Source organism: Ciceribacter lividus (assembly GCF_003337715.1).
Taxonomy (GTDB): Bacteria; Pseudomonadota; Alphaproteobacteria; order Rhizobiales; family Rhizobiaceae; genus Allorhizobium; species Allorhizobium lividum.
Map to the genome: position 1 here is coordinate 22,334 of NZ_QPIX01000005.1, position 26,268 is coordinate 48,601.

Consider the following 26,268-nt stretch of genomic DNA (forward strand, 5'->3'; position numbering starts at 1 on the left):
CCGCATTGCTCCGAATGTTAACCCACATTGTGGATAAGGCGCGTGACAGCAGAGTGGCGAGGCGGGTTCGACATGCATTTTGACAAGGCAACTATCGAGAAGCTGCTCGGGATCGAGGCGTATGATCGACTGCTTCGCAAGTTAAGCGGCGGCACGGCGAATCCTGTGGGATACGAGTTCGAACTCTTCAACTGCGCTTACGAAGTCATCATGTATGCATACGCATTTTCGGTCGACGAAGCAGCGGAGTTCAATACTTCGGCTCATCATCCTGCGGAGGTTCTCGTCACTCAGGGAGCGTTTGCCTTCGTTGATGACGTAGTCGTCGACACCCCTGAGATCACCGTTTTCTATCAGATTAAACACGTCGAAGACCTTACGTGGACCCCGGAGCTGAAATCAGACTTTGATCGGCAGAAGACGCTGATGGATCAAACGTCCCGTGCATATCGTCTTGTCCTCGTGACGCATCGCCAAGATCGCGCGAAGGCATTGCACGTCAGTGAATCGAAGTACCTACCGGAAACGGTATGGGTAGCCTTCCGCAGTCCAGACGGCCCTACGATCGGTGAAAAGGCGCGAGAATTGATGTTGTGCGTGCAGAGCGAAGGGAATGCCCATTTGGTGCAGTGGATGATCGAGTTGGCATGGATGAAAGGTCCGCGATCAGAAACCGCAGCACATACGCTTGCACGAGCCAGTGAACTGTCTCGTGGTGCAGTTAAGGAATTCGCGTCTTCAGAGCAATCACTGTTGCAGTGCATCTCCAGGATCATAGCCTTCGACAACGAGATCGAAATCTTGAAACTCTACGCCGATGGCCACAAGATATCGTATCACCTCAGATGGGATGAAAATGAGTTTGAGGGGTTCGTCGTAATCCGCAACTGGTGTGCGTTCGAACGCAGGCTTTTGGAAGAGACGCCCACAAGCGCTCGCGACCTAATCATGATGGCGATGCAGGAGGAGCAGCTTTGATTTTCGTAGGCACGCAGAAGCCTGGAAATCCTCCAGAGATATCTGGGGCGATCGAAACGTTGGTTCAATACGGCTTCGATCCGCGGCAGACGATCGATGCCGTCGGGATTCTTGGTAAGTATTGGTCCGAGAAACTAGCGTTTTTGAACGGATCGGATCCGATTAGAGTTATGGGGCTTTCGATCGATTTCGACGCATTCTGTGGCCCAATCATCGACGCACTCGGTCGGGCCGGGAGGACTGTCGCAACGCACTGCTTGTGGATTGCTGACGTTCCGGCGAGAGATGAATCCCAGTTCCATGGACTGATCACCAGCGAACACAGGTTCAAACCGGATCTTGCCTGCAGAAGATTGATTGTCGCCACCGCGGTAATGACGGAAGAGAGACATCTCGAATTGCTGGTCGATCGCGCGGCGGAACTCTACAAGCCGAGCGAGATCTGTATCCTAGCTGCAATATCCTCGGAAAAGGTGATGTCCCGGAACAATGCGGAGATCAAGATACAATCTCTCCTGCGCCTTCCCGAACACAGCCCGAAATTCAATCCCAACACATTCGGTCTGTACACGCAACGCCTTCCGTCCGCCAATGTCCATCCGAATTTTATGCCGAAGAAAGTACTGGAAACAGCGTTCCCTGGCATGACCCGCGGAATGAGATGAGGATGAATCGAATTTGGCCGAGTCCCCCAGTAGAAGCTGCGACCTGATTGCCTAGGGTCAGTTCGCTCCAGTCTTTACACCGAGTTGGCGAACGATCTTCCGTATCTGGGTACAAACCGGGCCAAGCAGCGCTGGCAAGTCCTTGGACTCGCCGGGGCTATAAGAAGCCGGTGTCAGTCCATGGAGGTCTGATGGCAAGACGAGCCCGGGAAGCTTAGGATACACTAGGATGCTTCTCCGGCGGCCGAGCCGTCCCATGAACATGCCGAGCTCAAAGAGAACGTTGTCTCGGATCGTCGGCCTGCGATCGCCGCGGCTCGTCTCGACGATGTCCTCGAAGAGCGCGACAGCAACGCCGAAATCGCTCTCTGCGACGGCCGTCTCCAGCGATTCCAGCGGATAGCCGCCCGCCCAGAAGACACCATTAGGCCACACCGTTGGTAGGGCATCGTGCTGGAGGCCAGCCTGGATTTCGTTGGCAACCTCCAGTCCTTCGATAGAAGACATTATGAACATACGCGGCTTCTCGTTTGGAGCAGTCATATGTCTGTTCCGGTCATACAATCGCCTCGACAGTTCCTGTGCGACTGATCTCCATATCAGCGGTGGAAATCTGTCGGCCAGCTTGGTGAATTCGCTGCCGGCCATTCTCACAGCCACCACTGTCTCCACCGCGATGACCGAAGCGGCGCGGCGTTGTGAAGGCTCGATCGCCGCCATCTCTCCGACATGGTCGCCCATCTTGAGCTGCCGGACCTCCTGTCCTTTTACAACGATAGAAACCTGCCCGGAAACCAGGAAGAAGACATCGTTGTCTTCACCGCCTTCTGCAATCAGGACATCCCCCGCATTGAACTCTACGAGCTCCCCACCGGAGGCGATCGCCTCGGCAACGTCGGCGTCTCCGCTATCAAACTGGCGTTTTAGATTGCCGATCAATGCTGCTCGGTTCTCGCCTTCGAAACGATCCTTCATGACGGCTCCTATGAAACTTCAGATGCTTGTTCCAGGCAATGGTCGGGCGATTTTGTCCGGTTCACGGCATCTTCCAGTTATTTGACCGGTATACCGTTTCGGTTTCATCAGCGAAGTCGAAGGATCGCGCCTCCCACATGTTCTTCCCTTCTGCGCCGAATTTGGCTTCCTTGCTCAGCTTGTTGTAGGTCCGGCTGGAGATGTAAGTGCAGTAAGCTCCGTCTCTCACGTCCGACAGTTTTGCGGAGAAGCTGGCCGCCTTTCCGATCCAGATGAGATCGTTGCTGTTCCTTACCCCGGAACGGACGGCTCGAACATTCCCGACATCGATGCCCGAACAGTTTCGTATCTCGATACCGTTGTCGGAGATCGACTTGAATTGTTTCGTCGCCGCAGGTTGGATGATCTTGCGGACACTCCAGTGAATTTCCCGCCCGCAGATGGAGGCGTTACTGTTCTTGGAATCGCCGATGAAGACGCCCATCACGCGATCACCGTCGAAGCTACGCACATGCCCCCCATGCTTGATGATTAGGCGGGTCGAGCAATCGAGAAACGCGCGGATTATCTTCGCCGTCGTAGACCATGGGCATGCCTTCGACAATTTGGCCGACCCCGCGAGGTCGGCGTACAGGAAGGCAGCGTCGATCTTCACCGCGCCGTTCTTCAAAACCACGTCTTCCGTCGTCGGCACAACCCGGCCATCCCGCTGGTCGAATTCAGTGCGGAACAACGTCTCGACACGATCCTTCAGAAAGCTCTCGCTAGCCATCGGATTTCAAGCCTCTCCAGATTTCGCGGTTCGAATGGAACCTTGGGATTCGTCTCCCGAATTGTCCGAAGACACCACGCCATCAAGTGGGGTATCACGCAGACCGCATTTCAGCATCGTTCCACAGCATTGCTCTCCACTGGCACGCGCCAACCAGTGGAAGTCCGCCGTCTTCTTCCTCCGGAGGCGCTCCTGCGTGATCAGCGCGGCAACCGCTGCTGGTCGACAGCAGACCGCACGTGATATCGGTTTCCCGTTCTTCCGGCACCCGACGGGGCAGGGCAGCCAGCTATTTTTCAATCGATTCCGCGCATTGAGTTGAAGTCCGCTGTCGGCAAACCATGCGGACTGGCCAGCGAGCATGTCCATGTACTCGTCCTCGATGCCCAGATCCTTTGCTGCTGCGATAGCCGCGAGCTGGTGCGCGCCCGCACTTCCGTGTGCCAGCTCCTGTTGCGGAGGCCACCGGCCAGTCCTTTCCGCCACCCGCTGAAGCTTGAGAAAATGCCGAAGCAGACCCCACCACACGACGGCGTGATCCTTCGAGACAATTCCTTTGCCCGCATTGAACCCGATGCAGAAATGCTCATCCGACTGAAGGTGGCGTTCATGGCATGTCTTGGGATAAGAGGTTCCAGGCACCAGCTCCTGAACCGCAATTTCGCCGCCCTGATCATGCACCCTGAGATCCACTTCGATCGAGCAGACTGCATTATCGAGCAGGATATGCGCGGACCCGAGTACCTCGGATTCAGTGTGGCTGGCGACCCGGAACCAAACCGGTGCCGCCTGGAGGATATGGTCCAACGGCAATCACTGCTCTCCGGCGCTGTAAGGAGCTGCTACGGAACTGACGGTCCCGCTGCTCACGACTGGCGGTGAACCGAGATGCTCCCCTACCGATTCCGCGTCAAGACCCCAGGCGACGCCACCTTCGAACAGTCGCCGGATGCTGGCCGGAGCGTGGTTGAGCGCGGTCGGGCCAAGTGCGGTCTGATCGCCAGTGCAGTTCCCCTGAAGTTCTTCAGACCGTGAGACCGCCCTGCTGACCGAGCACCGGACACTCCGCTCCCCACGGATGCCTATCCGGGCGATGGGCGTCTCGCCGAACTCAAGACCGATAGCGATGCCCAACTTGTCGATGCCATCGAGTTCTTCTTGGCAGAGTTCAAAGCTCGAGCGCATCCCGCCGGCGGCCTTAACTGCCGACACGACGGAAGCGGAAGCATCCGTCTCCTGAGAAGTGCCCTCGGCCAGAAGACCATGTATGCAGTCGCCGATGAATCGCACCTTGCGACCGGAATAGTCCTCTGACAACGTGGCCGCCAGTTCGCTGCGGATAACGTGGAGGTTGGAAACCATCTCGCCGATCCGGTGTTGAGCTATGCACTCGTCCACGTACTTCGTGAAGCCATCAATATCGCCGAAGATCGACATTAGTCCCATCCTGATGGTGTTCGAAGGCATTAGACAGGCGAAGTCGATCGTCTTCAGAGGCGGCGTATGCCTGTGGAACGAGAAGGTTGCGTCAGTACCTACGTCGAGCACGAACCGGGCTTTTGCGCGGGATGCAGCCGTCATGATGGCGGCATCGGAGAGGCGCTTGGATTGGAAGCTACTGTTCGCCGACAGGCCAAGGTTGCCAATCGGAGAAGTCGGGTTCCCTCGTTCGGCCGCAAGCGTGTCGATGCTGAATAGCGGCTGTAGTCCAAGTTCCTGGCGGACCCTGTTCGACATGAAGATGCCTTCCTCGTTCCCTTCGGCGAGCTTGGCCGCGTAGTTCGCGGGCGCTCCGAGGAATAGCGGCTCTCGCTCATCCTTGGTCCCGCTGTTCACGGCGACGGCCGACCCGCTGTCAACGCCAACTCGAATGCGGGTCGAATAGCGCCCGTTTTCCGTCGTGCGACCGACTTCCTCGATCGCCCGCTTGGCGGCGTCCGCGAAGGCAAGGGCGCGCTCAGCGCGTTCCTTCTCGTTGCCGGATCCAGGAGGAGAGACGATGACGGCATGCATGCGCGAGCCATGGAAATCGACGCGTTGAGCTTCGAATTGTTCGGCGACCTGATCGCAGGCTGCGTAGTTGAGGTGGAGCATGGAAAGGACACGGCGATGGCTAGCCTCCGTTTCACGTTCGCGGTCGGTCATTGCAGCCGCGAAGTCCAGCATCTGAATGTAGACGTGAACTCCCTCAACCTGGATCGCGGTGTCCGGCGGAACGTCGAAGATCAGTGGCTCCGACTTTCCACCCAGCCTCATCTTGGCCTGTATCGTCGCCGCTCTGGCGGTCATGTAGCTCTGGTCGAAGGTTCTCAGGTTGATCGACGTGGCTGGCGCGGTAGCGCGAAATGACCGGATACGCTGGAGACTCTTTTGACGGGACCAACTCATTACAACTTCCTTTGGCTTGCCTTGTGGCAGTTCGAATGCTGAATGACGGATGGGTGGCGCTAATGGCGTGATCCAACTTCCCCGTTTGTTTCATGATTTGTTCTGAGGGGCATTTTCCGGGCACATTTCAGTGCCCGGAGGTGGCCGTATGTGGAGTTGGCCAGTTCTTGCTTCCAAAATGGCCAGTACTAGAGCCAATTGGCCAGTACTAGCGTCGGTTTCTCAATAAGGGTGCTCAAGAGCAGTCTCCGCTCAGCTGCACCCGCTCGTCGCGCCGCAGGTGTCGCACTTCTCGCAGGTGCCGTTGCGCACCATGGTGAAGTTCTGGCACTCCGAGCACATGTTGCCGGTGTAGCCCTGGGCGATCGAGCGCATGCGGCGCTCGGCCTCGACCTTCTTTGCCTCCGCCTTGGCCGATGCCGCGTCGGCGGCCGCCTTGTCGGAGAAGAGGGCGGTCTTTTCCTGGCCGGTCTCGTCGGTCACCGTCTCGGCCTCGATCTCCTCGGCGAGTTCGGCGGCGCGTTCCTCGTAGTCCCGCTTGAAGGAGACGATCTCGGAGGTCGAGATCGCGACCGTCGTGTCGAGCTTGCGGGCGGCGGAGCCGGCAAAGGCCGTCACGTTGCCGCCGGCAGAAGCCTTGGCGGGAGCGGCGGTCGAGGCACCCTTCGGTTCGGAGAGCGACCGGTCGACGCCCGTGCCGCCGACCAGCGTCGGCTTGTAGCCGCGGGTCCAGCCGGTGGAGACGAGGTTGGTCTTGCCCTCCTTGATGCCCTTGCCGAGCGCGGTATTGGAAAAATCCGACGTGTCGACATGGGCGAGATCGTGGCGGCCGAGATAGGAGACGGCGAGTTCGCGGAACACGTAGTCGAGGATCGAGGTTGCGTTCTTGATCGCGTCGTTGCCGATGACCATGCCGGCCGGCTCGAACTTGGTGAAGGTGAACGCCTCCACATATTCCTCGAGCGGCACGCCGTACTGCAGGCCGAGCGAGATGGCGATGGCGAAGTTGTTCATCATCGCACGGAAGGCGGCCCCTTCCTTGTGCATGTCGATGAAGATCTCGCCGATGCGGCCGTCACCGAACTCACCGGTGCGCAGATAGACCTTGTGGCCGCCGACGGTCGCCTTCTGGGTATAGCCCTGGCGGCGGTTCGGCAGTTTCTCGCGTTCGCGGGTGACGCGCTCGATGACCCGCTCGATGATCTTCTCCGTGACCGTCACCGCCTGGGCGGCGGCCGGCTGCTGGATCAGATCCTCGATGGCGTCCTCGTCTTCCTCGTCCTCGACCAGCGAGGCGTTGAGCGGCTGCGAGAGCTTGGAGCCGTCGCGATAGAGCGCGTTCGCCTTCAGCGCGAGCTTCCAGGAGAGCATGTAGGCGCTGCCGCAATCCTCGACGGTCGCCTCGTTCGGCATGTTGATCGTCTTGGAGATCGCCCCCGAGATGAACGGCTGGGCTGCCGCCATCATGCGGATATGGCTTTCGACCGAAAGGTAGCGCTTGCCGATCTTGCCGCACGGATTGGCGCAGTCGAAGACCGGCAGGTGCTCGGCCTTGAGGAAGGGGGCGCCTTCCAGCGTCATCGCGCCGCAGATGTGGATGTTGGCGGCTTCGATGTCCTTCTTCGAGAAGCCGATGTGCTCCAGGAGGTTGAAGCTCATGTCGGAAAGCTGTTCGTCGGTGACCTTCAGCGTCTCCTTCAGGAAGTCGGCGCCGAGCGTCCACTGGTTGAAGACGAACTTGATATCGAAGGCGGCCTTCAGCGCGCCGTTGACGGCTTCGATCTTCTCGTCGGTAAAGCCCTTGGCCTTGAGCGTGCCGGGGTTGATGCCCGGTGCCTGGTTGAGATTGCCGTGGCCGACCGCATAGGCCTCGATCTCGGCAATCTGGGACTCGGAATAGCCGAGCGTGCGCAAGGCTTCCGGAACGGCGCGGTTGATGATCTTGAAGTAACCGCCGCCGGCGAGTTTCTTGAACTTCACCAGCGCGAAGTCGGGCTCGATGCCGGTGGTGTCGCAGTCCATGACGAGGCCGATCGTGCCGGTCGGCGCGATGACCGAGACCTGCGCGTTACGGTAGCCGTGCTTTTCGCCGAGTTCCAGCGCCTTGTCCCAGGCGGCGGTCGCATGGGTGATGAGCGCCGGGTCGGAGCAATCGGCGTGGATCAGCGCAACCGGGTCGACCGACAGCCCCTCATAGCCTTCCGAAAGGCCATGGGCGGCGCGGCGATGGTTGCGGATGACGCGCAGCATGTCGTCGCGGTTCGGCTGATAGCCCGGGAAGGGGCCGAGTTCCGAGGCGATCTCGGCGGATGTCGCATAGGAGACGCCGGTCATGATCGCGGTCAGCGCGCCGCAGATGGCGCGCCCCTCGGCGCTATCATAGGGAATGCCCGAGGACATCAGGAGGCCGCCGATATTGGCGTAGCCGAGGCCGAGGGTGCGGTACTCGTAGGAGAGTTCCGCGATCTGGCGGGACGGGAACTGCGCCATCATCACCGAGATTTCGAGCACGACGGTCCACAGCCGCACGGCATGTTCATAGTCGCCGATCGCGATCTTTCCGGTCTTGGCGTCCTTGAACTGCAGAAGGTTGAGCGAGGCGAGGTTGCAGGCCGTGTCGTCGAGGAACATGTATTCCGAGCACGGGTTCGACGCGCGGATCGGACCGGCGGCCGGGCAGGTGTGCCAGTCGTTCATCGTCGTGTTGAAGTGCAGGCCCGGATCGGCCGACGCCCAGGCGGCGTAGGAAATCTTTTCCCACAGGTCGCGCGCCTTCAGCGTCTTCATGACGCGGCCGTCCTTGCGGGCGGTCAGGTTCCAATCGCCGTCATTCTCCACGGCGCGCAGGAAGTCGTCTTTCAGCGAGACGGAGTTGTTGGAGTTCTGGCCGGAGACGGTGAGATAGGCTTCCGAATCCCAGTCCGTGTCGTAGGTCTTGAACTCCATGTCCTTGTAGCCCTGCTGGGCGAACTGGATGACCCGCTTGATGTAGCTTTCCGGAACCTGGTCCTTCTTGGCGGCGCGGATTTCGCGCTTCAGTGCCGGGTTCTTGGCAGGATCGAAGCAATCTCCGTTGTCGGCCTCGCAGTTGACGCAGGCCTTCATGATCGCCTTCAGGTGCCGGGCGACCATCTTCGAGCCGGTGACGAGGGCGGCCACCTTCTGCTCTTCCTTGACCTTCCAGTTGATGTATTCCTCGATGTCCGGATGATCGATGTCGACGACGACCATCTTGGCGGCGCGCCGCGTGGTGCCGCCCGACTTGATGGCGCCCGCCGCACGGTCGCCGATCTTCAGGAAGCTCATGAGGCCGGAAGACTTGCCGCCGCCCGAAAGCTTTTCGCCTTCGCCGCGCAGGTAGGAGAAGTTGGAGCCGGTGCCGGAGCCGTATTTGAAGAGGCGCGCTTCACGCACCCAGAGATCCATGATGCCGCCCTCGTTGACGAGGTCGTCCTCGACCGACTGGATGAAGCAGGCATGCGGCTGCGGATGCTCGTAGGCCGACTTCGACTTGACGAGCTTGCCGGTGAAGGGATCGACGTAGAAATGGCCCTGGCCGGGACCGTCGATGCCGTAGGCCCAATGCAGGCCGGTATTGAACCACTGCGGCGAGTTCGGCGCGACGCGCTGGGTGGCGAGCATGTAGGCGAGTTCGTCGCGGAAGGTGAGGGCGTCCTCTTCCGACGAAAAATACTTGCCCTTCCAGCCCCAGTAGGCCCAGGTGCCGGCGAGACGATCAAAGACCTGACGGGCGTCGGTTTCGGCGCCGTAGCGCTCTTTCTCCGGCAGCGCCTTCAGCGCTTCGGTGTCCGGAACAGACCGCCAGAGGAAGGAGGGAACGTCATTCTCCTCGACCTTCTTGACGATCTTCGGAACGCCGGCCTTGCGGAAATACTTCTGCGCCAGCACGTCGGTCGCGACCTGGCTGAACTGCGCAGGCACATCGATGTCGGCAGCCCGGAAGACCGTCGAGCCATCGGGGTTCTTGATTTCACTCACCGCCTTGCGGAATTCGATCTCCGCATAGGGCGACTGACCCGGCTTGGTAAATCGGCGTTCGATGCGCATCTGCCTTCGTCCCTCGTTGTTCGGCGCCAGACGGCGCGACAAATCCCGTCCGGCCACTCGGTTCGACGCGTGCAGCCGGTCTCACTTCATATTGTTCAGGTGAATCATTCCTGTGATGATCGACCTGTATCTTGTGGTGAATGTGGCTGCAAACACTAAATATAGTATTAACAGTTTATTTCCGCCAGTCCCCGCATCGCGCTTTGGCGAAAAATTCCGCGCACGAATATCTGCAGGTTGCGCTCACGTCATGTGAACTGCCCCCTCGCTTCGCATCGCGATTTTTCTGGAACGAACCGGTCTCGTTAATCCCGGTCCAGCCGCCGCCGCAACATAAGAATGTATTAACTTTGAAACGGCCGATTCCGTCAAGGGCTGGTTTGTGTCGAAATGGTTAACACCACATCTTGTGTGTTCATCTGTGGAAAACGGGGAAACTGGCGATCTTGATGGAATCATTTGTGTTTTCCGCTGGATCCTCCGGTGACGGGGTGCAAGGGGCGGCCCGCTGTCACGTTCTCGCCGCACGATATCCACGATCGCGTCGATATCTTGCGCTAGCAGAGTATTGCAGTTGCACGAGACGCGCGTATGCGTTAACGACACAACGCATGCGCGAGTTCTCGGATTTACGGTCTGCTAAAGGCTGTGTCGTAGGCTGCTGCCCGATATGCAGGGCCAGATTATGAAGAAGATCGGGAAGCTATTGCCCCTTGTAGTGGTGACGTCGATGGCCGGCAGTGCGGATGCCGAATCACTCATCTTCGAATGCCAGGCGGCGACAGGCGTCGTTGCGGCGGAAAATTTTCGGCTGGCCTGTTCCTCTGTCGAGGGCGAGGTACGCAAGCGCCTGGCCGCTCCGCCGGCCGGGTCTGCCGTGCGGCTCGAAATCGTTGCGCTCGACGAGCGGCGGATCTCCGGCAGGCTTTCTTGGGCGGGGCAATCCGGCGGGAGCTTTACACACGGTCCGACCATCAGCACGAGCATCTCGGATGCCGGGCTGAACGCCCGGACGATCGCGAAGTTTGCCCGCGATCTGGTGCAAGTTTCAGACATTGATTTCAACAGGCTTTGACGATGGGGCTAGCGAAATATGTCAAGGAACCTGAATGGCATGGATGCATTTGAAATGCATGAACGCAGCTATGACCTGCAGGTCATGGACGCCGGCTCCCGTTCGGCAAACCACGCGTCTTCGGCCGATGAGGACGGGTCCGACCGGGTGAACGATATGTTTGCCGCCGTCTCGACGTCGTTTGCCGGGACTGTCACGAAGGCTGCATTGCCGGTCTACAGCAACGACCAGATCGCCGCGTATCTGACGGACGGCTACTGGAATTCGGAGGGCGCGAGCTGGCGCAAGTTCGCCGTCAGCGCCGGTGGGACCATAACCGTCAACATCACGGCGTTGACGGCGTCCGGTCAGCAGTTCGCCAAATGGGCGCTCGAAGCGTGGACCGCCGCCTCTGGATTGAAGTTCTCCTACACGACCGGTTCAGCGCAGATCACCTTCGACGACGCCGGCAGTTACGAGGCCTGGTCCAACTCCACGACCAGCGGCAACACCATTCTCTCCTCCGAAGTCAACATCTCGACGGACTGGATCAACTGGTACGGTCTCACCAAAGACACCTATTCGATGCAGACCTACATTCACGAGATCGGGCACGCCCTCGGCCTCGGACATGCAGGCCCGTACAACGGTGGCGCCACCTACGGGGTCGACAACGCATATCTCAACGACTCTTGGCAGGCGACGATCATGTCGTACTTTTCGCAGGACGATAATACCTATGTGAACGCAAGCTTTGCCTGGATCATCACGCCGATGATCGCCGACGTTCTGGCGATCCGCGATCTCTACGGCACGACGGCGATCAATTCAGGAAATACGACCTATAGCTATAGCTCGTTCGCCGGCGGTGACCCGATTGCAGCAACGATCGTCGACACCGGAGGCGTGGATACCATCGATTTCAGCTGGGTGAGTGTCGCGCAGCGGATCGATCTCAATCCCGAGACCTATTCCGATGTCGCTGGTCTGGTTGGTAATCTCGGCATCGCCCGCGGAACGATTATCGAAAACGCGATCGGTGGCTCGGGCAATGACAGGATCTACGGCAATAGCGCGGCAAACGTTCTGACCGGCGGAGCCGGAAACGACATTCTCTATGGGCGCGGTGGTGCCGACACCCTGAACGGCGGCATCGGCAACGACATCTACATCATGTCGGATCTGGGGGATAAGATTATCGACGCGGGTGGAACCGATACGGTCATCTCATCGATCAGCTTTTCCTTGGCTGCCTACGGGATGGTGGAACGACTTACCCTCTCCGGCAACGCGAACACCAGCGGCACGGGGAACGCGCTCGCCAATATCATCACCGGCAATAGTGGCAACAACGTCCTGAACGGCGGGGCCGGTGCAGACAAATTGGTAGGAGGACTCGGTAACGATACCTATGTTCTTGGAGCCGAAAACGACACGGTCTCGGATGTCGGCGGTATCGACACGATCACGTCGACCATTTCTCGGTCGCTGGCCGGCTACTCGGCGATCGAGCGCCTGACATTGCTCGGCACGGCGAACATTAATGCTACCGGCAACGGTTTGAATAACGTGCTTGTCGGCAACAGTGGCAGAAATATTCTCGACGGCGGCGCTGGCAACGACGTCCTGAATGGTGGAGCAGGGGCCGACAGGCTTATCGGAGGCCTGGGTAACGACGTCTATGTTCTTGGAGCCGAAAACGACACGGTCTCGGATGTCGGCGGTATCGACACGATCACGTCGACGATCTCTCGTTCGCTCGGAGCCTATACAACGATCGAGCGTCTGACACTCCTCGGCACGGCGAACATAAACGGGGTGGGGAATGGGCTCGCCAATCTCCTCTTGGGCAATACCGGAAACAACATTCTGAACGGTGTCGGCGGAAACGACACGATCAGTGGCGGAGCCGGCGCAGACAAGCTTTACGGGGGGCTCGGCAATGACACGCTGGTCGGCGGAGCGGGAGCGGACGCCTTTGTCTTCAACACCACGCTGAATTCGTCGAGCAACGTCGACACGGTCACCGACTTCTCGGTTACGGATGATACAATCTGGCTGGAAAACGCGGTGTTCAAGACGCTGACGAAAACCGGAACGCTCGCTTCCTCTGCCTTCTACGCCAGCACGGCAGGCGTCGCACACGACTCCAACGACCGGATCATCTACGAGACCGACACGGGCAATCTCTACTATGACTCGAACGGCAGTGCCGCAGGCGGCAGGGTCATGTTCGCGCATCTGAATGCCGGCCTCGCGCTGACCTACCAGGATTTCCTCGTCATCTGAGATCTGCCGGTCTCCGTCGAAACGAACACAAAAGGTGCCGTCGATCTCTCGCCGGCGCCTTTCGTTCGTTCGGTTTGCGAAGAGCCTTAGCCTCTGTGGCCCTTGGCGATCGGCTCCTGATAGGTGAAGCCCATGTCCCAGGGGAAGTAGATCCAGGTGTCCTGGCTGACCTCGGTCACGAATGTATCGACGGTCGGGACACCTTTCGGCTTTGCGTAGACGCAGGCGAAATGCGCCTTGGGCAGCATCGCGCGCACCTCTGAAGCGGTCTTTCCGGTGTCCGTCAGGTCGTCGACGACCAGAACGCCTTCTCCGCCGTTCTCCATGAGGTCGGCTGCAATCCCCTTCAGCACGTTCATTTCGCCCTGGCTCACATAGTCGTGGTAGGAGGCGATGCAGACCGTTTCGATAAGGCGGATATTGAGCTCGCGCGAGATGATTGCAGCCGGAACGAGCCCTCCGCGCGTGATGCAGACGATCGCGCGAAATTCCTGGTTGAGGCCGGCAAGGCGCCAGGCAAGCGCACGGGCATCGCGATGGAACTGGTCCCAGGAAACGGGAAAGGCTTTATCGGGGAGGGACATTCTGGGACTCCGAAAGATGTTCGATAGTGGCAGCGCCGGAGAGCCGGCGGGGTTTCGGACGGACTGCCGGAAGCGATCGTCCTCGTGCCGGCTCGAGGCCAAAAACACGATTCGCGCGAGCGGTGCCGCGCGAATGTCGCCCCCGGGCTTCTGTCTTCGATCGCTGCTATTACCGGGTTTTGCCGGCGCCTGGCAAGAGCGCCGCACAACTCGCTCAGCGAGAGAGAAGTGTCAGTGCTGTCATCGAATCCAGCACGGTGCGGGTCACGCCGCCGAAGAGTGCCTCCCACCACCGCTTGTGGCTGTAGGCTCCCATGACGAGAAGGTCGATACTGCTGTCCGACAGCCGGTTTTCGATGGCCGCAGGAGCAGGCATTGCATCCGATGCCGCCTGCGAAACTGTCACGTTGATGCCGTGACGGGCAAGCGTGGCGGCGATTTCCGCGCCGGCGACCGTGGTGGAGCGGCCGCTCTGCTCCGGCGGCTCCACAGAGAACACTTCGACCGTGTCGGCGTTCTTCAGGAAGGGAAGAGCGTCGAAGGTCGCCCGCGCCGCTTCGCGCGAACCGTTCCAGGCGATCAGCACACGCTTGATCGGTTTCGGCTGCTTGAAGATGTACGGGACGAGGAGGACGGGCCGGCCGCTTTCGAACAGGAAGTGTTCCAGCTCTGACCGGCTTTCGGAGAGAATGCTGTCGTCTCCCTGAGCGGCGATCACGAGGTCGCAACTGCGGGCGCTGTCGACCAGCGACGCGGCATTGAAGCCGGCCGATGACAGAAAACTGCGCCACTCGTAGGAGATGCCTTCCCGCGCGCAACGATCGCGGAAGAACTGTTCGATGGTCACCGTCTCGTCATGCGCCATGTCCTGAAGCGCCTGAACGGTTGTCGGGTCCGGGATTTCCATCGGCGCCACCAGCGGTACGGAGGCAATGGCTTCCGCGTGGAGGCCGATGACATGGGAACCGAACTGTTCGGCGATGGAGAGGGAGAATTCGGTAATCTGCCGCGCGTCCTTGGGTGTGTCCAGGACGGCGAGAATGGTCTTATATGCCATGATTGCCTCCTCAGCGGTGACGCGGGGAAGCCCCGCATCAGAATTCTATGCCGCGATTGTCGCGCGCTTCCTTGACTTCGGTCAATCCGCGCGACGAAGAAAGGTCGGTCAGACAGGTTCGGCCGGATGCCCTCGTTCGTCGTGAACGGACTGTTTTTTCTCTGTGATTTCCTCAATCATCGCAGTGATCGCTGCTGTCGCCGCCTCAAGCAAGGCCTTGTCGCGCGAGCGCACGACAAGTTCGGTCGAGAAGCGTTCGCCGTCAAACTTCGGATAGGAGCCGATACTGGCCGAAGGGTGCGCCTTCTGAACGGCCGCGAGCGCCGTGCCGATGTCACCCTCGCCGTAGGGGCAGAGAACGGCCTGCGAGAGGACCCGGGCGCCTGCCGGCAAGGTGGAGATCACCTTGTCCACCATAGCCTGGAAGACTTGCGGCACGCCGGCCATTACGTAGACATTGCCGATGATGAAGCCCGGTGCGGTCGAGACAGGGTTCGGGATGTGGCGGCTTCCCTCCGGCATGCGCGCCATGCGCTGGCGCGCCTCACTGAACTCCATGTTCCGGCGCGCATACATTTCGCCGAGCAGGCGCATGGCCTCGGCGTCATGGGTGCAGGCAACGCCAAACGCACGGGCGACGGCATCGGCAGTGATGTCGTCGTGGGTTGGTCCGATTCCGCCGGAAGTGAAGACATAGTCGTAACGAACGCGCAGCGCATCGAGTGCCTCGACGATCGCATCCTCTTCGTCCCCGACGATGCGGACCTCCTTCAGATCGATGCCGGCGAGCGTCAGAACGTCCGCGAGATGGCCGATGTTCTTGTCCTTCGTCCGTCCGGAGAGGAGTTCGTCGCCGATCGCGAGCATGGCGGCCGTCTTGATGTCGTCAGTCATGGAGGTTGTCCCGGAAGAGATCGTCATACCTATCTAGCGGGCCGTGCCCGGTTTGAGAAGCGCGCCGCAGCGACCTTCTCCACGAAAAGCCGGAAAGTCGTTCGCACGTGTCGTTGTGCTGGATGGTGAACACTGCGTCTCGCAGCCGTGATCTGTTCGTCGTCGGGCCGAGTGCTACATGGGGGATTAGACAAAACGGGTTATCGCCCACAACGAAGGAGATGTTTCGTGGCAAAGGTCCTGGTTCTTTACTATTCGTCTTACGGCCATATCGAAACCATGGCGTATGCCGTCGCCGAAGGCGCGAAGTCGGCCGGCGCGGACGTGACCGTCAAGCGCGTCCCGGAACTCGTGCCGGAGGAGGTTGCCCGGTCCTCGCATTTCAAGCTCGACCAGAAGGCCGAGATCGCGACGGTCGACGAACTCGCCGATTACGACGCGATCATCGTCGGCGCGGGTACACGATTCGGCACCGTCGCCTCGCAGATGCGCAATTTCTGGGATCAGACCGGGGGCCTCTGGTTCAACGGAAAGCTGGTCGGCAAGGTCGGCTCGGTCTTCACCTCTTCCGCCACCCAGCATGGCGGGCAGGAATCGACGATCCTCGGCTTCATTCCGACGCTGCTGCACCACGGCATGGTCGTCGCCGGCCTCCCTTATGCCTTCCAGGGACAGATGGGCGTGGAAGCGGTGAAGGGCGGATCGCCCTACGGTGCATCCACCATCACGGACGGCGACGGTTCCCGCCAGCCTTCGGAAGTCGAGCTCGAAGCGGCGCGCTACCAGGGGGCTCACGTGGCACGCATCGCGACCAAGCTCGCCTGATATTCGGCTCTTCGACAATCAGGGCGCGGGGACAGGTTCCCCGCGCCTTTTTTGTTGGCCGGAACAACAATTCATACTGGCGAAATCCTCCGCAAGTTGTATGAATCATGCGTGATATTTCACATAGACGGCGGGGGTGCAAAGCAATGAACGACAAGAGGGCGGAGCCACGCCTGCGCTCGCTCAAGGGCGCGCGGATTGTCTTCAATAACGGCTTTTCGACGATGGACTGCATGGCGCGAAATCTCTCGCCCGGCGGCGCCAAACTCGTGCTGCAATCGACTGTCGGTATTCCCGATTCCTTCGGTCTCAATTTCGAAGACGGCAGTCGTCACAACTGCTCCGTGCGCTGGCGCACGGCCACGGAGCTCGGCATTTCCTTCGAAGATTGAGACAGCCGCGGGCCTGCTCCTGCGAGCGGTCGCACTGGATACCTCAATCGTCGCGGGCACTCTTGACGAGTGCGAGCAACTCGTTGAAACAGGAGCCCGCGCGGACGTGGCGAAACTGGTAGACGCAAGGGACTTAAAATCCCTCGGAGCGATCCGTACGGGTTCGACCCCCGTCGTCCGCACCAACAGCAAGCGGCCTCGGTCTTCTATTGCGCAGCGAGCGTGAAGGGCTGCTCCACCTCGGCCGTGGTGTCGCCGACCGTATCCTTGATCGTATAGTGCAGCACGTAGTCGCCGGGGTCGGCACCGCTCACATCCAGCGTCAGATGCGTGAATATTTCCTGGTTCCGCACGAAGCCCGTAAAGGTGAAATTGCCGAAACTTTCCTGCGACGCAAGCGTCTGCCCGGAGGTGTCGGTGATCGCCAGGTCAACCGTGAAATTGGCCTGGCGCCTGCCATCTTCGACAGGTTTCCAGTCGAGGCCGAGGAGCTCGACATAGGTGACGAGCGGCTCGCCGGCCTTGAAGACCGAATTGGTCCTCTCGTCGTAGGCGCCGTAGGCAGAAGGCTTTCCGGTGACGAACACCGCCTTCTTGACCGTAAAGGGAAGCGTCATGGCGAAATCGGCAGTCGCTTCGGCCAGCGTCTCGTAAGCCCCGACGACATCGCCGGAGGCCGCTTTCTCTTCCGCAGCTTTCGCCGCGTCGGCCAGCGGGCCGGCTTCCGCCTGGAAACCTGCGAGCAGCAATGCGCAGAGAACGCCGCAAGTGCGGCGGAACCAACGACGGTTCCAACTGCGAAGAATTAACATTTGAAAAGTCCTCCCGCGCCCGATGATTTCGAGAGTTCTTCCAAAAGAGCCGCCCGTCAAGGGGCCGTCTTCAGGTGCGCCAGAACATCGGCATCAGCAGCACGAGGACGGTCAGCACCTCGAGACGCCCAAGCAGCATCAGCAGCGAAAGCACATAGAGTGCGGGTTCGTTCAACGTCGAGAAGTTGCCGGCCGGACCTACGATCTCGCCGACGCCCGGGCCGACGTTGGAGAGCGCGGTGATCACCGAGGACGTCGACGTCAGGAGGTCGTATCCGAATGCACTCATCGCCAGGGAGCCGACGACCCACAGGAACAGATAGGCGCTGAAGAAGAGGAAGACCGTGCGCTGGGTGTCGGCATCCACTGTCTGGCTGCCGTAGCGGACGGAGTAGACGGCGTTGGGGTAGATGAGCTTTCGCAGGCCGATCATCACGATATTGGCGAGGATGACGAAGCGGTGGGATTTGATACCGCCCGCCGTCGAGCCCGAGCATCCGCCCATGAACGTGGCGAAGAAGGCGGCCATCACCACGAATGGTCCCCAGAGCGTATAGTCCTGGCTGGCAAAGCCCGTCGTCGAGAGTACAGACGAGAAGTTGAAGAAGGAGTGGGTGAGGGCCGAGGCGAATTCCACTCCATTCATGAGGTGGTTGTAGACCGCGGTCGCGACGGAGAAGACGCCAAGATAGGCAATGAAGACGCCGATCTGCGGGTCACGCAGCGCATCGAGCCGCCCCCGCACGATGAACACGATCAGGATCGAGAAGGGCAGACTGCAGACGGTCATGAAGAATGTCGAGACCCACAGCAGGAGCCCGCTTCTGAAATAGGCGAACGAGGCATCGTGGGTCGAGAACCCGCCGGTGGCGACGGTGGTCAGCGCATGGTTGATCGCGTCGAAGTGGCTCATTCCGGCGAAGTCGTAGGCGATGGTGCAGAGCAGCGTTATGCCGAGGTAGATCGCGAAGAAGGCCCGGGTAAAGCTCGCGAGGCGCGCGAACGGCTTGTCGGCGATATCGGAGGATTCCATCTTGAAGAAAGACATGCCGCCGACCCTCAGGAACGGCAGGACGAACAGGCCCAGGGCGACGATGCCGATGCCGCCGAGCCATTGCAGCAGCGACCGCCAGACCAGCAGGCCCGGCGGCATGTGATCGAGCCCGGCCATGACGGTGGAACCGGTGGTCGTTACCGCCGACACCGATTCGAACAGCGCCTGCGCAAAGCCGGTGACCTGCCCGGAGAACAGAATCGGCAGAGCGCCGACCACCGAAAAGACGGTCCAGAGCAGGTTGACCAGCAGGAAGCCCAGCCGTTTGGTGAAGACCGGCGGCGGACAGCGCGTTGCCATCGCCGTCATCAGCGAGAGGCCGCCGACCATGAACGAGCAGAGCGCAAAGATCTGCCAGTCGGAATGGCCGTAGTAGAGGTCCACCATGGCGGGGATGAGCATCGCCGTCGCAAGATAGAGACCGCAGATGGCGGCGATGTATATCGAGAAGCGGAAAAGGCTTGCGTTCAATGAGGGCTCCCGTTCGCGGTGCCGCGGAAAGAACCTTTGTCTCCGCAATGGGCATATGCCATAGCGGGAGAAGCGCAATTTTTCAATGGATGGATGACGTGACGCGCAACGACGTGCGGGCGGCCGCAGAAGCCATGCGGGAGATCTTCCCGGTAACTCCCCTGCAGTTCAACGAGCACTTGAGTGCACGGCTCGGGGCAAGGGTCTACCTGAAACGGGAAGACCTGACGCCGGTCCGTTCCTACAAGATTCGTGGTGCCTTCAACTTCTTCCGCAAGGTTATCGCCGCAGGCGGCGGCAATACCACCTTCGTCTGTGCGTCGGCCGGTAATCACGCCCAGGGTTTTGCGTTCGTGTGTCGTCATTTCGGTGTTCCGGGCGTGGTCTTTATGCCGGTGACGACGCCGCAGCAGAAGATCGACAAGACCCGCATCTTCGGCGGCGAGTTCATCACCATCCGCCTTTTCGGCGACATCTTCGACCAGTGCTACGCGGCCGCCCGCGAGCATGTCGAGGCGATCGGCGGCCATATGGTGCCGCCGTTCGACGACGCCGACATCATCGAGGGACAGGCGACGGTCGCCGCCGAGATCGAGGAGCAATTGCCGGAAGGCGAAAAGGTCGATCTCCTGGCCATTCCGGTCGGCGGAGGCGGTCTGTCGTCCGGCATAACCGGCTATCTTTCCGACACGCTGCCGCCGGAGGCCTTCCTGCTTGCCGAGCCTGCCGGAGCGCCGAGCCTCAGGAAGAGCCTCGAAGCAGGCGAGGTGGTGACGCTCGCCAAGGTCGACAATTTCGTCGACGGTGCGGCGGTCGCCCGGATCGGCGATCTCAATTTCGCAGCGCTCAGGCACTTTGCTCCCGAACAGGTGCGGGTGGTCCCGGAAAATGCCATCTGCGTCACGATTACCGATATGCTGAACATCGAAGGCGTGGTTCTCGAACCAGCCGGCGCACTGTCGATCGCGGCCCTCGACCTCATGCCGCGCGAGGCGATCGGGGGCAAGACCGTGGTGGCGATCGTCACCGGCGGCAACTTCGACTTCGAACGCCTGCCGGACGTCAAGGAGCGGGCGATGCGCTATGCGGGCCTGAAGAAGTACTTCATCCTGCGGCTACCGCAGCGCCCCGGCGCACTGCGCGATTTCCTGAACCTGCTCGGACCCGACGACGACATCGCCCGCTTCGAGTATCTGAAGAAGTCGGCGCGCAATTTCGGTTCCATCCTGATCGGCATCGAGACGAAGGACCGGCGGAACTTCCAGGAACTCGTTGGCCGCTTTGAAGGGGCGGGGCTCGGCTTCGAGGACATCACGGAGAACGAGATTCTCGCCAATCTCATCATCTGACGGTGGGAGAGGGCGGGGCGCCGAAACGGCATTCGCCGCCGGCCGCGCCGGACTTTGCACAGAAGCCGCTTTCCTCGGCGTAGGTCCGGGCCTTTTCGATCCGGTTGGTCCAGATGAAGCCCGGGAAGCCGGCGGGCACCATGCGCCACGTCGCGACGTCATCGATGCCGGCGCTGCCGGTATCGCCTTTCTCGTAGGCTCCGAGCAGGATGACGTCGGAGCCGGCCGCCTGCATGCGGTTGTAGAATTTCTCCGGCCAGCCCCACAGCAGGAAGGCGTAATTGACCGGCACGGGCATGAGCGTATTGCGGCAGGCTTCCGGCACGTATCCGCTCCAGCCGAGTGCGAAGTAGCCGAGCAGGCAGTCCTTGGCGCTCCGCGCCGTGTAGCCCTTGAGGCCCGGCGTTGCCGCAATTGCGGCTTCGGTCGGCTCGCCGCCGCCATAGACGGCAAACACGGCCTTGCGATAGGCGGGATGCGAGGTCAGCAATCGGGCGAGAGCATCGCCCTCTTCGGCGCGGCGGCTCTTGAAGTTCACGAGAAAGCGGCCCTCCGGCAGCGCATCGAGAGCCTCGGTCAGTGTCGGCATCATGCCGATGCCCTGGCCGCGGAAGGGAAACGTCTTGCCGCCATCCGCGGTATAGCCGTAGCCGATGTCCACCTGTTTGAGCCGCGTCATCGGTGTTTCCTCGGTGACCCCGTTCGCTTCGGTCCGGCAGTCGAGCGTCCAGTCGTGGAAGACGGCGAAGGCGCCGTCGGGCGTCAGGTGCACGTCGAGCTCCACCACAGCGGCGCCGGCATCGAAGGCAGCGCGCATCGAAGGAACGGTGTTTTCGAGGAATGCGTGTTCGGGCGGACGGATGCGGCCTGCCGTACAGGTTTCGGCGGTAAGCCCCTCACGGTCGAACATCTGGTGTTGGCCGCGATGGGCGAGCAGATGCGGCGCCTCTCCCTCGGGAAAGCGCGAAAACAGGCTGGTGTTCACGCCCCAGAGGAGGGCGAACACCACGGTCGAGGCGATCAAGGCGATGCGAATCATGGTGTCTCCCGGAGCGCGTTCGCCACGAGCCTTGCTCCAATTCCGGCATTTCGGTGGTCAGGGGCCTTCTTCGTGCCGCGCGGATATGCTAACGAGGGCGCATGGCATCGTTTTTCTCGAACATCTTTTCGGCCTTCTCCGGCGCGTCCAAGGACAAGGCTGCCCCGACGGCCACCGCCGAACCTCAGGCCCATGCCGGCTGCACCATTCATGCCGCTCCGATCCGTGAAGGAAGCCAGTATCGCCTGGCCGGCCGCATCGAAAAGGTGGTCGACGGGGAAACGCTGGAGCGCACCTTCATCCGGGCGGATGTCTTCACCTCCGCCGATGATGCTCTCGAATGCACCTTCCGTAAGGCGCGCCAGATCATCGATCAGAACGGAACGGCTCTCTTCGCAGACGGCGTCAGGTCGCGTCCGGTCTGAAGGCCGGCGCTCGATCCCTCGGTTTATTCCTGCTTTGATCGCGGCGACGGTTTTGTCGCAAAACAGTCGACGGATTTGGACGTTCTTCGCGTTTTGCGGCTTGCGCGAAGCCGAGCTTCGAATCCAAGACTACCCCGGAGTATAGCGACTCAAGGCGCATTCGGCGTACCGGAGCGAGGGGCCACGTGGCGACCACACGGTTCGACCGTAGGAATGTTGCCGGAGAAGAGGGGCAAAGGGGATGAACCAGGGCACGAATCTTGCGCTCTTCGTGGTCGAGGCGGTGTTGTACTTCACCCTGCTGACCACGCTCCTTCATTTTCGCCACCGCATCGGTCTCGGTGTGTTCCTGACTGCGCTCGGCGTCATACACTTCGTCGAGACCTATCTGGCCGCCGTCTTCTACGTCGATCTGCCGATCGGCATCGTCTCGCCGGGCTCGTCGATCTTCTTCGCAGGCAAGCTGGTGATGATCCTGATGCTCTACATCAAGGAGGACGCCGCAACGGTTCGCCAGCCGATCTACGGCCTGTTCATCGGCAATGCCGTAACCCTGCTCATCGCCCAGTTCCTGCTGCTCCACCACACGGTGTCGCTTACGCCGGGACAGACGGCGGACGTGGCTTTTCTCCGTGAGATGGGCCTGCTGATGCTCTGGGGAACGGCCCTTCTCTATATCGATTCGCTTGCGCTCATCCTGCTCTACGAACGGATCGGTCGACTGTTCCCCGGACCGACGATCACCAGGATCGCCGCAAGCAGCACGCTCGTGCTCACCTTCGACCAGGTCGGTTTCTACGGCTTGCTCGCCTATCTCTACGATGCGCCGGCGGCCGTGTTTTGGGGCGGCTGGAAAGCCAAGATGGTGGCGGCGCTTCTCTATTCGGCGATGTTTGCGCTTTATCAGATGTTCTTTCGTGACCCCGGCATGGTGCTTGCGCGCCGTCCGATCCGGGACATCTTCACCGACCTGACCTTTCGCGAGCGCTACGAGGACCTGCTGGCCCGGACCGGGCGCGATGTTCTCACCGGCGCCTTCGACCGGGGGCGCATGGAGATCGAAGCGCCACGCCTGCTGCGGGAATCAGCCGAGCGCCGCAAGGCGCTCAGTGTTGCGATCGTCGACGTCGATCATTTCAAGGCGGTGAACGACCGTTTCGGCCATCTCCATGGGGACAGCGTGCTTCGCGAGGTGGCCGACGAACTGCATCGCGGCACCCGCACCGGTGACCTGCTGTTTCGCTACGGCGGGGAGGAATTCGTCGTCGTCCTGCCGGAGGCCAATCACGCCGACGCGATGCTGATCTCGGAGCGCATGCGGCAGGAGATCGCCGCGGGGATCCGCGACCATGGCGGTGAGCCGATTACCGTCAGCATCGGCGTCGCGACGGCACCGGAGGACGGCGCGAACTTCACCAGCCTCCTCGCGGCCGCCGACAACCGCCTCTACCGGGCGAAGAATGCCGGCCGCAACCGCACGGAAGGAAGGCCGGACAGCGGCATCTGAGGCCGCCGCCGGTTCCTTGCCCGAACTTCAGAGGATCAGCCGGAACTTGGCAAATCCCTCTGCGCCGTCGCCTGCATCCTCGATCTTCGCGCCCTTGATGTCCTTAGCGTATTGTCGACCCTTCGGCCCCGTCTCGAAAATCGCCGTGGCGCCCTGGTTCGGGGCGAAGGACCAGTTGCCGTCGGCCGACGGATTGATCTGGCCTTGGTCGACAATGTAGCGGACGATCACGTCGCGGTTTGTGTCCGGAGCGACGAAGATCACCTTGTCGGCTGCGATTTCCGGGAACTTGCCGCCGCCGCCGGCACGATAGTTGTTGGTCGCCACCACGAACTTTCGGCCGGGATCGATCGGCTGGCCGCCAAACTGCAGGTTGACGATGCGGTTGGCTTCCGGATTGATGACCTTGCCGTCGCCGTCGTATTTCGGCGGCTGTGAGAGGTCGATCTGGTAGGTGACGCCGTCGATCACGTCGAAATTGTAGGACGGGAAGTGCGGGTTGAGGAGCGGTGCGTCCTTCGCACCGGGTTCCACCTGATTGAACATCCCCGCCGACATTTCGAGCCAGTTCTTGACCTGCTCGCCGGTCACCAGCACCGCCTGCACCGTGTTCGGATAGAGATAGAGGTCGGCGACGTTCTTGATTGCGATGTCGCCGGCGGCGACGTCGGTATAGTATTCCGGACCGCCGCGTCCGCCCGCCTTGAAGGGGGCAGCGGCCGAGAGGACCGGATAGTCCTTGTATTCGGACTCCTTCAGCATGTCGCGGATGTACCAGGTCTGCGCGTTCGAGACGATCTGCACCGACGGATCGTCCGCGACGAGCGCGAAATAGGAGTAGAGCGGCGCCGAGGTCTTGCCGACCGGCGTGCGGACATATTGCAGCGTGGCCTCGTGCTCGGCACTGACGGAGGCGACGATCTCCGGTTTGTCGGAGACGTCGGCGATGACCTTCCGGTTGTCGTCGCGATGGTAGATCGGTCGCGCCTCGCATGTAAAGTCGACGATCTTCCAGCTCGCGCCGTCCTTTTCCAGCAGGAGGTCGATGAGCCCCAGATGTGAGCCCCAGAAGCCTCCCATCACCGCCGGCTTGCCGAGCAACGTACCCTTGACCGGGTCGGCGCCGGGCACGTCGTCCCAGGTCTTGGGGCCAGGAAAGACGAGGTGCTGGTGGCCGGTGAAGACCGCGTCGATACCGGCGACGCCGGCGAGATAGAGCGAGGCATTCTCCATGCGCTCGCTCTGGCCGTGCCCGTCGATGCCGGAATGGGAAAGTGCGACGACGATGTCGGCGCCTTCCTCCTTCATCACTGGAATCCAGGCGCGCGCCGCCTCGACGATGTCGCGGGTCTGCGCCCGGCCGTCGAGGTTCTTGGCGTCCCATACCATGATCTGCGGCGGGACGAAGCCGATGAAGCCGATGCGGATCGTGTTCTCGTTGCCGGCGCCGTCTCTGATCTTTCGGTCGAGAATGGTGTAGGGCTTGAAATGGAGGTCGTCCTTCGTCGGATCTTCGGCCAGCATGCCCTTCGTAAGGTTCGCGCAGACGATCGGGAAGTTCGCACCCCCCAGCGTGTTGAACATGAAGTCCAGGCCGTAGTTGAACTCGTGGTTGCCGAGCGTGCCGCAGTCGTAACCGAGCACGTTCATCGCCTTGATGATCGGATGCAGGTCCCCGGCCTTCATGCCCTTTTCATAGGCCATGTAATCGCCCATCGGATTGCCCTGCAGCAGGTCGCCGTTGTCGATCAGCATCGAGTTTCCGGCCTCGGCGCGGATCGAATCGATGATTGCGGCTGTGCGGGCAAGCCCCATCGTGTCGTTCGGCTTGTCGGCATAATAGTCGTACGGCATCACGTTGACGTGGATGTCCGTCGTCTCCATCAGTCGCAGGTGCGCCTGGTTGCCGTTCGCCCGGGCCGCGAAGGGATGGAGCACGATGAGGGCGGTGGTCGCTGCAAAGCCTCCGAGGAGGCTGCGTCGGGAAATGGGATGCAGATCAGACAGGGACATGTGGGGTCTTCCTCCGGTGGCTGTCCTCGCGACGGGCAAGACTAGAGCCGTTTGGGCACAACTGCATCCAGAAAATGACAGGCATGTGTCAGTTGTACCCCTGGCTTGTGGGCCGCAGAGGACATCACCTTTCGCAGGCGCACAAACGGCGCAGCATACGGGCGCCGTCGCACCGAATCCGGCGGGCATGATTTTTCGCCGACGCGATGTGCAACGTCATGGACCTGCTGTTCAGCGGGTGAGGACGGGCCGGACTTCCTTGTGGAAGTGTCGGAAATAGGCCGACATCTGGGCAAGCGCATTGCTCGTGCGCAGAACCTCGACCCCGAGACGGCTTGCCCTGCGCCAGCGCACGGTCGCCTCGATCAGCCCGAGATGGTCATTCTGGATCTGCACGGTACTGCCCGCGGCGGCATGAAACGGCGTGGCGAGTTCGAGCGCGAGCCCCGTGCGTGAAACGTCGACCATCCGCGCCGCAGCTTCCTGCTGCAAATACCTGACCTTGCTGTCGACACGGCACCGCTGCCGCGGCGAGCGGCGCGTCTCCATGTTCAGGTTGGACTTCTTCATGGTTCCTCCGGGAATGTTGCCTTCGACACGCAACCTTAGGAGGAGTTCTTTGCCGGACGTTGAATCTTGCTGCTAAAATTGTTGTTA

Annotated in this window: 22 protein-coding genes and 1 tRNA gene; 10 read left to right on the forward strand and 13 right to left on the reverse strand. The window is 60.8% G+C overall.

What is annotated here, in order from left to right; all coding sequences use genetic code 11:
* Nucleotides 1-72 precede the first annotated feature (72 nt).
* Together DFR48_RS10030 and DFR48_RS10035 are read left to right on the forward strand one after the other, a co-directional pair.
* A complete protein-coding gene (locus DFR48_RS10030) occupies nucleotides 73-978 on the forward strand; it encodes a hypothetical protein (protein ID WP_147273522.1) in 906 nt (301 codons plus the stop codon).
* Nucleotides 975-1,643 carry a hypothetical protein gene (locus DFR48_RS10035; protein WP_114363030.1) on the forward strand — a complete coding sequence of 223 codons (669 nt, stop codon included), beginning with the start codon at nucleotides 975-977 and terminating at the stop codon, nucleotides 1,641-1,643. Before DFR48_RS10030 ends, DFR48_RS10035 begins: the two co-directional genes overlap by 4 nt.
* Before the next feature lie 57 nt (nucleotides 1,644-1,700).
* Here the strand turns inward: DFR48_RS10035 and DFR48_RS10040 are convergent, their stop codons facing one another.
* From DFR48_RS10040 to DFR48_RS10060, 5 genes are all read right to left on the reverse strand, one after another.
* Nucleotides 1,701-2,618 carry a TIR domain-containing protein gene (locus DFR48_RS10040; protein ID WP_114363031.1) on the reverse strand — a complete coding sequence of 306 codons (918 nt, stop codon included), beginning with the start codon at nucleotides 2,616-2,618 and terminating at the stop codon, nucleotides 1,701-1,703.
* Between the two features lie 61 nt (nucleotides 2,619-2,679).
* Nucleotides 2,680-3,390, reverse strand: a complete 711-nt coding sequence (locus tag DFR48_RS10045) for an adenylate/guanylate cyclase domain-containing protein (RefSeq protein ID WP_114363032.1) — start codon at nucleotides 3,388-3,390, stop codon at nucleotides 2,680-2,682.
* 6 nt (nucleotides 3,391-3,396) lie between these two features.
* Nucleotides 3,397-4,197 (reverse strand): E2 domain-containing protein, encoded by an 801-nt coding sequence (locus DFR48_RS10050; RefSeq protein WP_147273523.1) that lies wholly within the window; start codon nucleotides 4,195-4,197, stop codon nucleotides 3,397-3,399.
* A 6-nt stretch (nucleotides 4,198-4,203) separates the two neighbouring features.
* Nucleotides 4,204-5,778, reverse strand: a complete 1,575-nt coding sequence (locus DFR48_RS10055) for an adenylate/guanylate cyclase domain-containing protein (RefSeq protein ID WP_114363034.1) — start codon at nucleotides 5,776-5,778, stop codon at nucleotides 4,204-4,206.
* A gap of 252 nt (nucleotides 5,779-6,030) precedes the next feature.
* On the reverse strand, nucleotides 6,031-9,846 hold the full coding sequence (locus DFR48_RS10060) for a vitamin B12-dependent ribonucleotide reductase (RefSeq protein WP_114363035.1): 3,816 nt from the start codon (nucleotides 9,844-9,846) through the stop codon (nucleotides 6,031-6,033).
* A 685-nt stretch (nucleotides 9,847-10,531) separates the two neighbouring features.
* Here DFR48_RS10060 and DFR48_RS10065 point away from each other — a divergent pair.
* Both DFR48_RS10065 and DFR48_RS22350 read left to right on the forward strand, forming a co-directional pair.
* Nucleotides 10,532-10,921 (forward strand): hypothetical protein, encoded by a 390-nt coding sequence (locus DFR48_RS10065; protein ID WP_147273524.1) that lies wholly within the window; start codon nucleotides 10,532-10,534, stop codon nucleotides 10,919-10,921.
* A gap of 39 nt (nucleotides 10,922-10,960) precedes the next feature.
* Complete coding sequence (locus tag DFR48_RS22350; protein WP_170141843.1) at nucleotides 10,961-13,189, forward strand: M10 family metallopeptidase; 2,229 nt, start codon at nucleotides 10,961-10,963, stop codon at nucleotides 13,187-13,189.
* A gap of 86 nt (nucleotides 13,190-13,275) precedes the next feature.
* Here DFR48_RS22350 and gpt read toward each other — a convergent pair whose 3' ends face one another.
* The 3 genes from gpt to DFR48_RS10085 all read right to left on the reverse strand — a co-directional run bounded on the left by gpt (nucleotide 13,276) and on the right by DFR48_RS10085 (nucleotide 15,724).
* Nucleotides 13,276-13,773, reverse strand: a complete 498-nt coding sequence (gene gpt / locus DFR48_RS10075; RefSeq protein ID WP_114363038.1) for a xanthine phosphoribosyltransferase — start codon at nucleotides 13,771-13,773, stop codon at nucleotides 13,276-13,278.
* A 214-nt stretch (nucleotides 13,774-13,987) separates the two neighbouring features.
* The gene (locus DFR48_RS10080) at nucleotides 13,988-14,830 is read right to left on the reverse strand and encodes a universal stress protein (protein ID WP_114363039.1); all 843 of its coding nucleotides are present in this window, start codon (nucleotides 14,828-14,830) and stop codon (nucleotides 13,988-13,990) included.
* Nucleotides 14,831-14,938: 108 nt separating this feature from the next.
* Complete coding sequence (locus DFR48_RS10085) at nucleotides 14,939-15,724, reverse strand: competence/damage-inducible protein A (protein WP_114363040.1); 786 nt, start codon at nucleotides 15,722-15,724, stop codon at nucleotides 14,939-14,941.
* 228 nt (nucleotides 15,725-15,952) lie between these two features.
* On the opposite strand from DFR48_RS10085, the gene wrbA reads away from it, so the two are divergent.
* From wrbA to DFR48_RS10100, 3 genes are all read left to right on the forward strand, one after another.
* Nucleotides 15,953-16,549, forward strand: coding sequence for an NAD(P)H:quinone oxidoreductase type IV (wrbA, locus tag DFR48_RS10090; RefSeq protein ID WP_114363041.1), 597 nt, complete (start codon nucleotides 15,953-15,955; stop codon nucleotides 16,547-16,549).
* A 146-nt stretch (nucleotides 16,550-16,695) separates the two neighbouring features.
* Nucleotides 16,696-16,941 (forward strand): PilZ domain-containing protein, encoded by a 246-nt coding sequence (locus DFR48_RS10095; protein ID WP_114363042.1) that lies wholly within the window; start codon nucleotides 16,696-16,698, stop codon nucleotides 16,939-16,941.
* 100 nt (nucleotides 16,942-17,041) lie between these two features.
* A tRNA-Leu gene (locus tag DFR48_RS10100) sits at nucleotides 17,042-17,126 on the forward strand.
* 21 nt (nucleotides 17,127-17,147) lie between these two features.
* Here the strand turns inward: DFR48_RS10100 and DFR48_RS10105 are convergent.
* Nucleotides 17,148-17,753, reverse strand: a complete 606-nt coding sequence (locus tag DFR48_RS10105) for a hypothetical protein (protein WP_245415579.1) — start codon at nucleotides 17,751-17,753, stop codon at nucleotides 17,148-17,150.
* 70 nt (nucleotides 17,754-17,823) lie between these two features.
* A complete protein-coding gene (locus DFR48_RS10110; protein ID WP_114363043.1) occupies nucleotides 17,824-19,278 on the reverse strand; it encodes a TrkH family potassium uptake protein in 1,455 nt (484 codons plus the stop codon).
* 98 nt (nucleotides 19,279-19,376) lie between these two features.
* Here DFR48_RS10110 and ilvA point away from each other — a divergent pair, with 98 nt between their 5' ends.
* Nucleotides 19,377-20,627: a threonine ammonia-lyase gene (gene ilvA / locus DFR48_RS10115; protein WP_114363292.1), complete on the forward strand. Its 1,251-nt coding sequence runs from the start codon at nucleotides 19,377-19,379 to the stop codon at nucleotides 20,625-20,627.
* Here the strand turns inward: ilvA and DFR48_RS10120 are convergent.
* Nucleotides 20,620-21,666, reverse strand: a complete 1,047-nt coding sequence (locus DFR48_RS10120; protein WP_114363044.1) for a glycerophosphodiester phosphodiesterase family protein — start codon at nucleotides 21,664-21,666, stop codon at nucleotides 20,620-20,622. The genes ilvA and DFR48_RS10120 overlap by 8 nt on opposite strands.
* Nucleotides 21,667-21,767: 101 nt before the next feature.
* Here DFR48_RS10120 and DFR48_RS10125 point away from each other — a divergent pair, with 101 nt between their 5' ends.
* Together DFR48_RS10125 and DFR48_RS10130 are read left to right on the forward strand one after the other, a co-directional pair.
* Entirely contained in the window at nucleotides 21,768-22,091 is a 324-nt protein-coding gene (locus DFR48_RS10125) for an HlyU family transcriptional regulator (protein ID WP_114363045.1), read from the forward strand.
* A 241-nt stretch (nucleotides 22,092-22,332) separates the two neighbouring features.
* The gene (locus DFR48_RS10130; RefSeq protein ID WP_114363046.1) at nucleotides 22,333-23,598 is read left to right on the forward strand and encodes a GGDEF domain-containing protein; all 1,266 of its coding nucleotides are present in this window, start codon (nucleotides 22,333-22,335) and stop codon (nucleotides 23,596-23,598) included.
* 27 nt (nucleotides 23,599-23,625) lie between these two features.
* Here the strand turns inward: DFR48_RS10130 and DFR48_RS10135 are convergent, their stop codons facing one another.
* Together DFR48_RS10135 and DFR48_RS10140 are read right to left on the reverse strand one after the other, a co-directional pair.
* Nucleotides 23,626-25,611, reverse strand: a complete 1,986-nt coding sequence (locus tag DFR48_RS10135; RefSeq protein WP_114363047.1) for a bifunctional 2',3'-cyclic-nucleotide 2'-phosphodiesterase/3'-nucleotidase — start codon at nucleotides 25,609-25,611, stop codon at nucleotides 23,626-23,628.
* Nucleotides 25,612-25,842: 231 nt separating this feature from the next.
* A complete protein-coding gene (locus DFR48_RS10140; RefSeq protein WP_114363048.1) occupies nucleotides 25,843-26,181 on the reverse strand; it encodes a PilZ domain-containing protein in 339 nt (112 codons plus the stop codon).
* Between the last annotated feature and the right edge of the window lie 87 nt (nucleotides 26,182-26,268).

Coding starts and splice junctions, on each gene's coding strand:
- DFR48_RS10105 (WP_245415579.1), bottom strand. CDS start 17,753: ATGTTAATTCTTCGCAGTTGGAACCGTCGTTGGTTCCGCCGCACTTGC.
- DFR48_RS22350 (WP_170141843.1), top strand. CDS start 10,961: ATGGATGCATTTGAAATGCATGAACGCAGCTATGACCTGCAGGTCATG.
- DFR48_RS10060 (WP_114363035.1), bottom strand. CDS start 9,846: ATGCGCATCGAACGCCGATTTACCAAGCCGGGTCAGTCGCCCTATGCG.
- DFR48_RS10030 (WP_147273522.1), top strand. CDS start 73: ATGCATTTTGACAAGGCAACTATCGAGAAGCTGCTCGGGATCGAGGCG.
- DFR48_RS10120 (WP_114363044.1), bottom strand. CDS start 21,666: ATGATTCGCATCGCCTTGATCGCCTCGACCGTGGTGTTCGCCCTCCTC.
- DFR48_RS10095 (WP_114363042.1), top strand. CDS start 16,696: ATGAACGACAAGAGGGCGGAGCCACGCCTGCGCTCGCTCAAGGGCGCG.
- DFR48_RS10045 (WP_114363032.1), bottom strand. CDS start 3,390: ATGGCTAGCGAGAGCTTTCTGAAGGATCGTGTCGAGACGTTGTTCCGC.
- DFR48_RS10125 (WP_114363045.1), top strand. CDS start 21,768: ATGGCATCGTTTTTCTCGAACATCTTTTCGGCCTTCTCCGGCGCGTCC.
- DFR48_RS10130 (WP_114363046.1), top strand. CDS start 22,333: ATGAACCAGGGCACGAATCTTGCGCTCTTCGTGGTCGAGGCGGTGTTG.
- DFR48_RS10055 (WP_114363034.1), bottom strand. CDS start 5,778: ATGAGTTGGTCCCGTCAAAAGAGTCTCCAGCGTATCCGGTCATTTCGC.
- DFR48_RS10040 (WP_114363031.1), bottom strand. CDS start 2,618: ATGAAGGATCGTTTCGAAGGCGAGAACCGAGCAGCATTGATCGGCAAT.
- DFR48_RS10135 (WP_114363047.1), bottom strand. CDS start 25,611: ATGTCCCTGTCTGATCTGCATCCCATTTCCCGACGCAGCCTCCTCGGA.
- DFR48_RS10080 (WP_114363039.1), bottom strand. CDS start 14,830: ATGGCATATAAGACCATTCTCGCCGTCCTGGACACACCCAAGGACGCG.
- DFR48_RS10085 (WP_114363040.1), bottom strand. CDS start 15,724: ATGACTGACGACATCAAGACGGCCGCCATGCTCGCGATCGGCGACGAA.
- gpt (WP_114363038.1), bottom strand. CDS start 13,773: ATGTCCCTCCCCGATAAAGCCTTTCCCGTTTCCTGGGACCAGTTCCAT.
- DFR48_RS10140 (WP_114363048.1), bottom strand. CDS start 26,181: ATGAAGAAGTCCAACCTGAACATGGAGACGCGCCGCTCGCCGCGGCAG.
- DFR48_RS10065 (WP_147273524.1), top strand. CDS start 10,532: ATGAAGAAGATCGGGAAGCTATTGCCCCTTGTAGTGGTGACGTCGATG.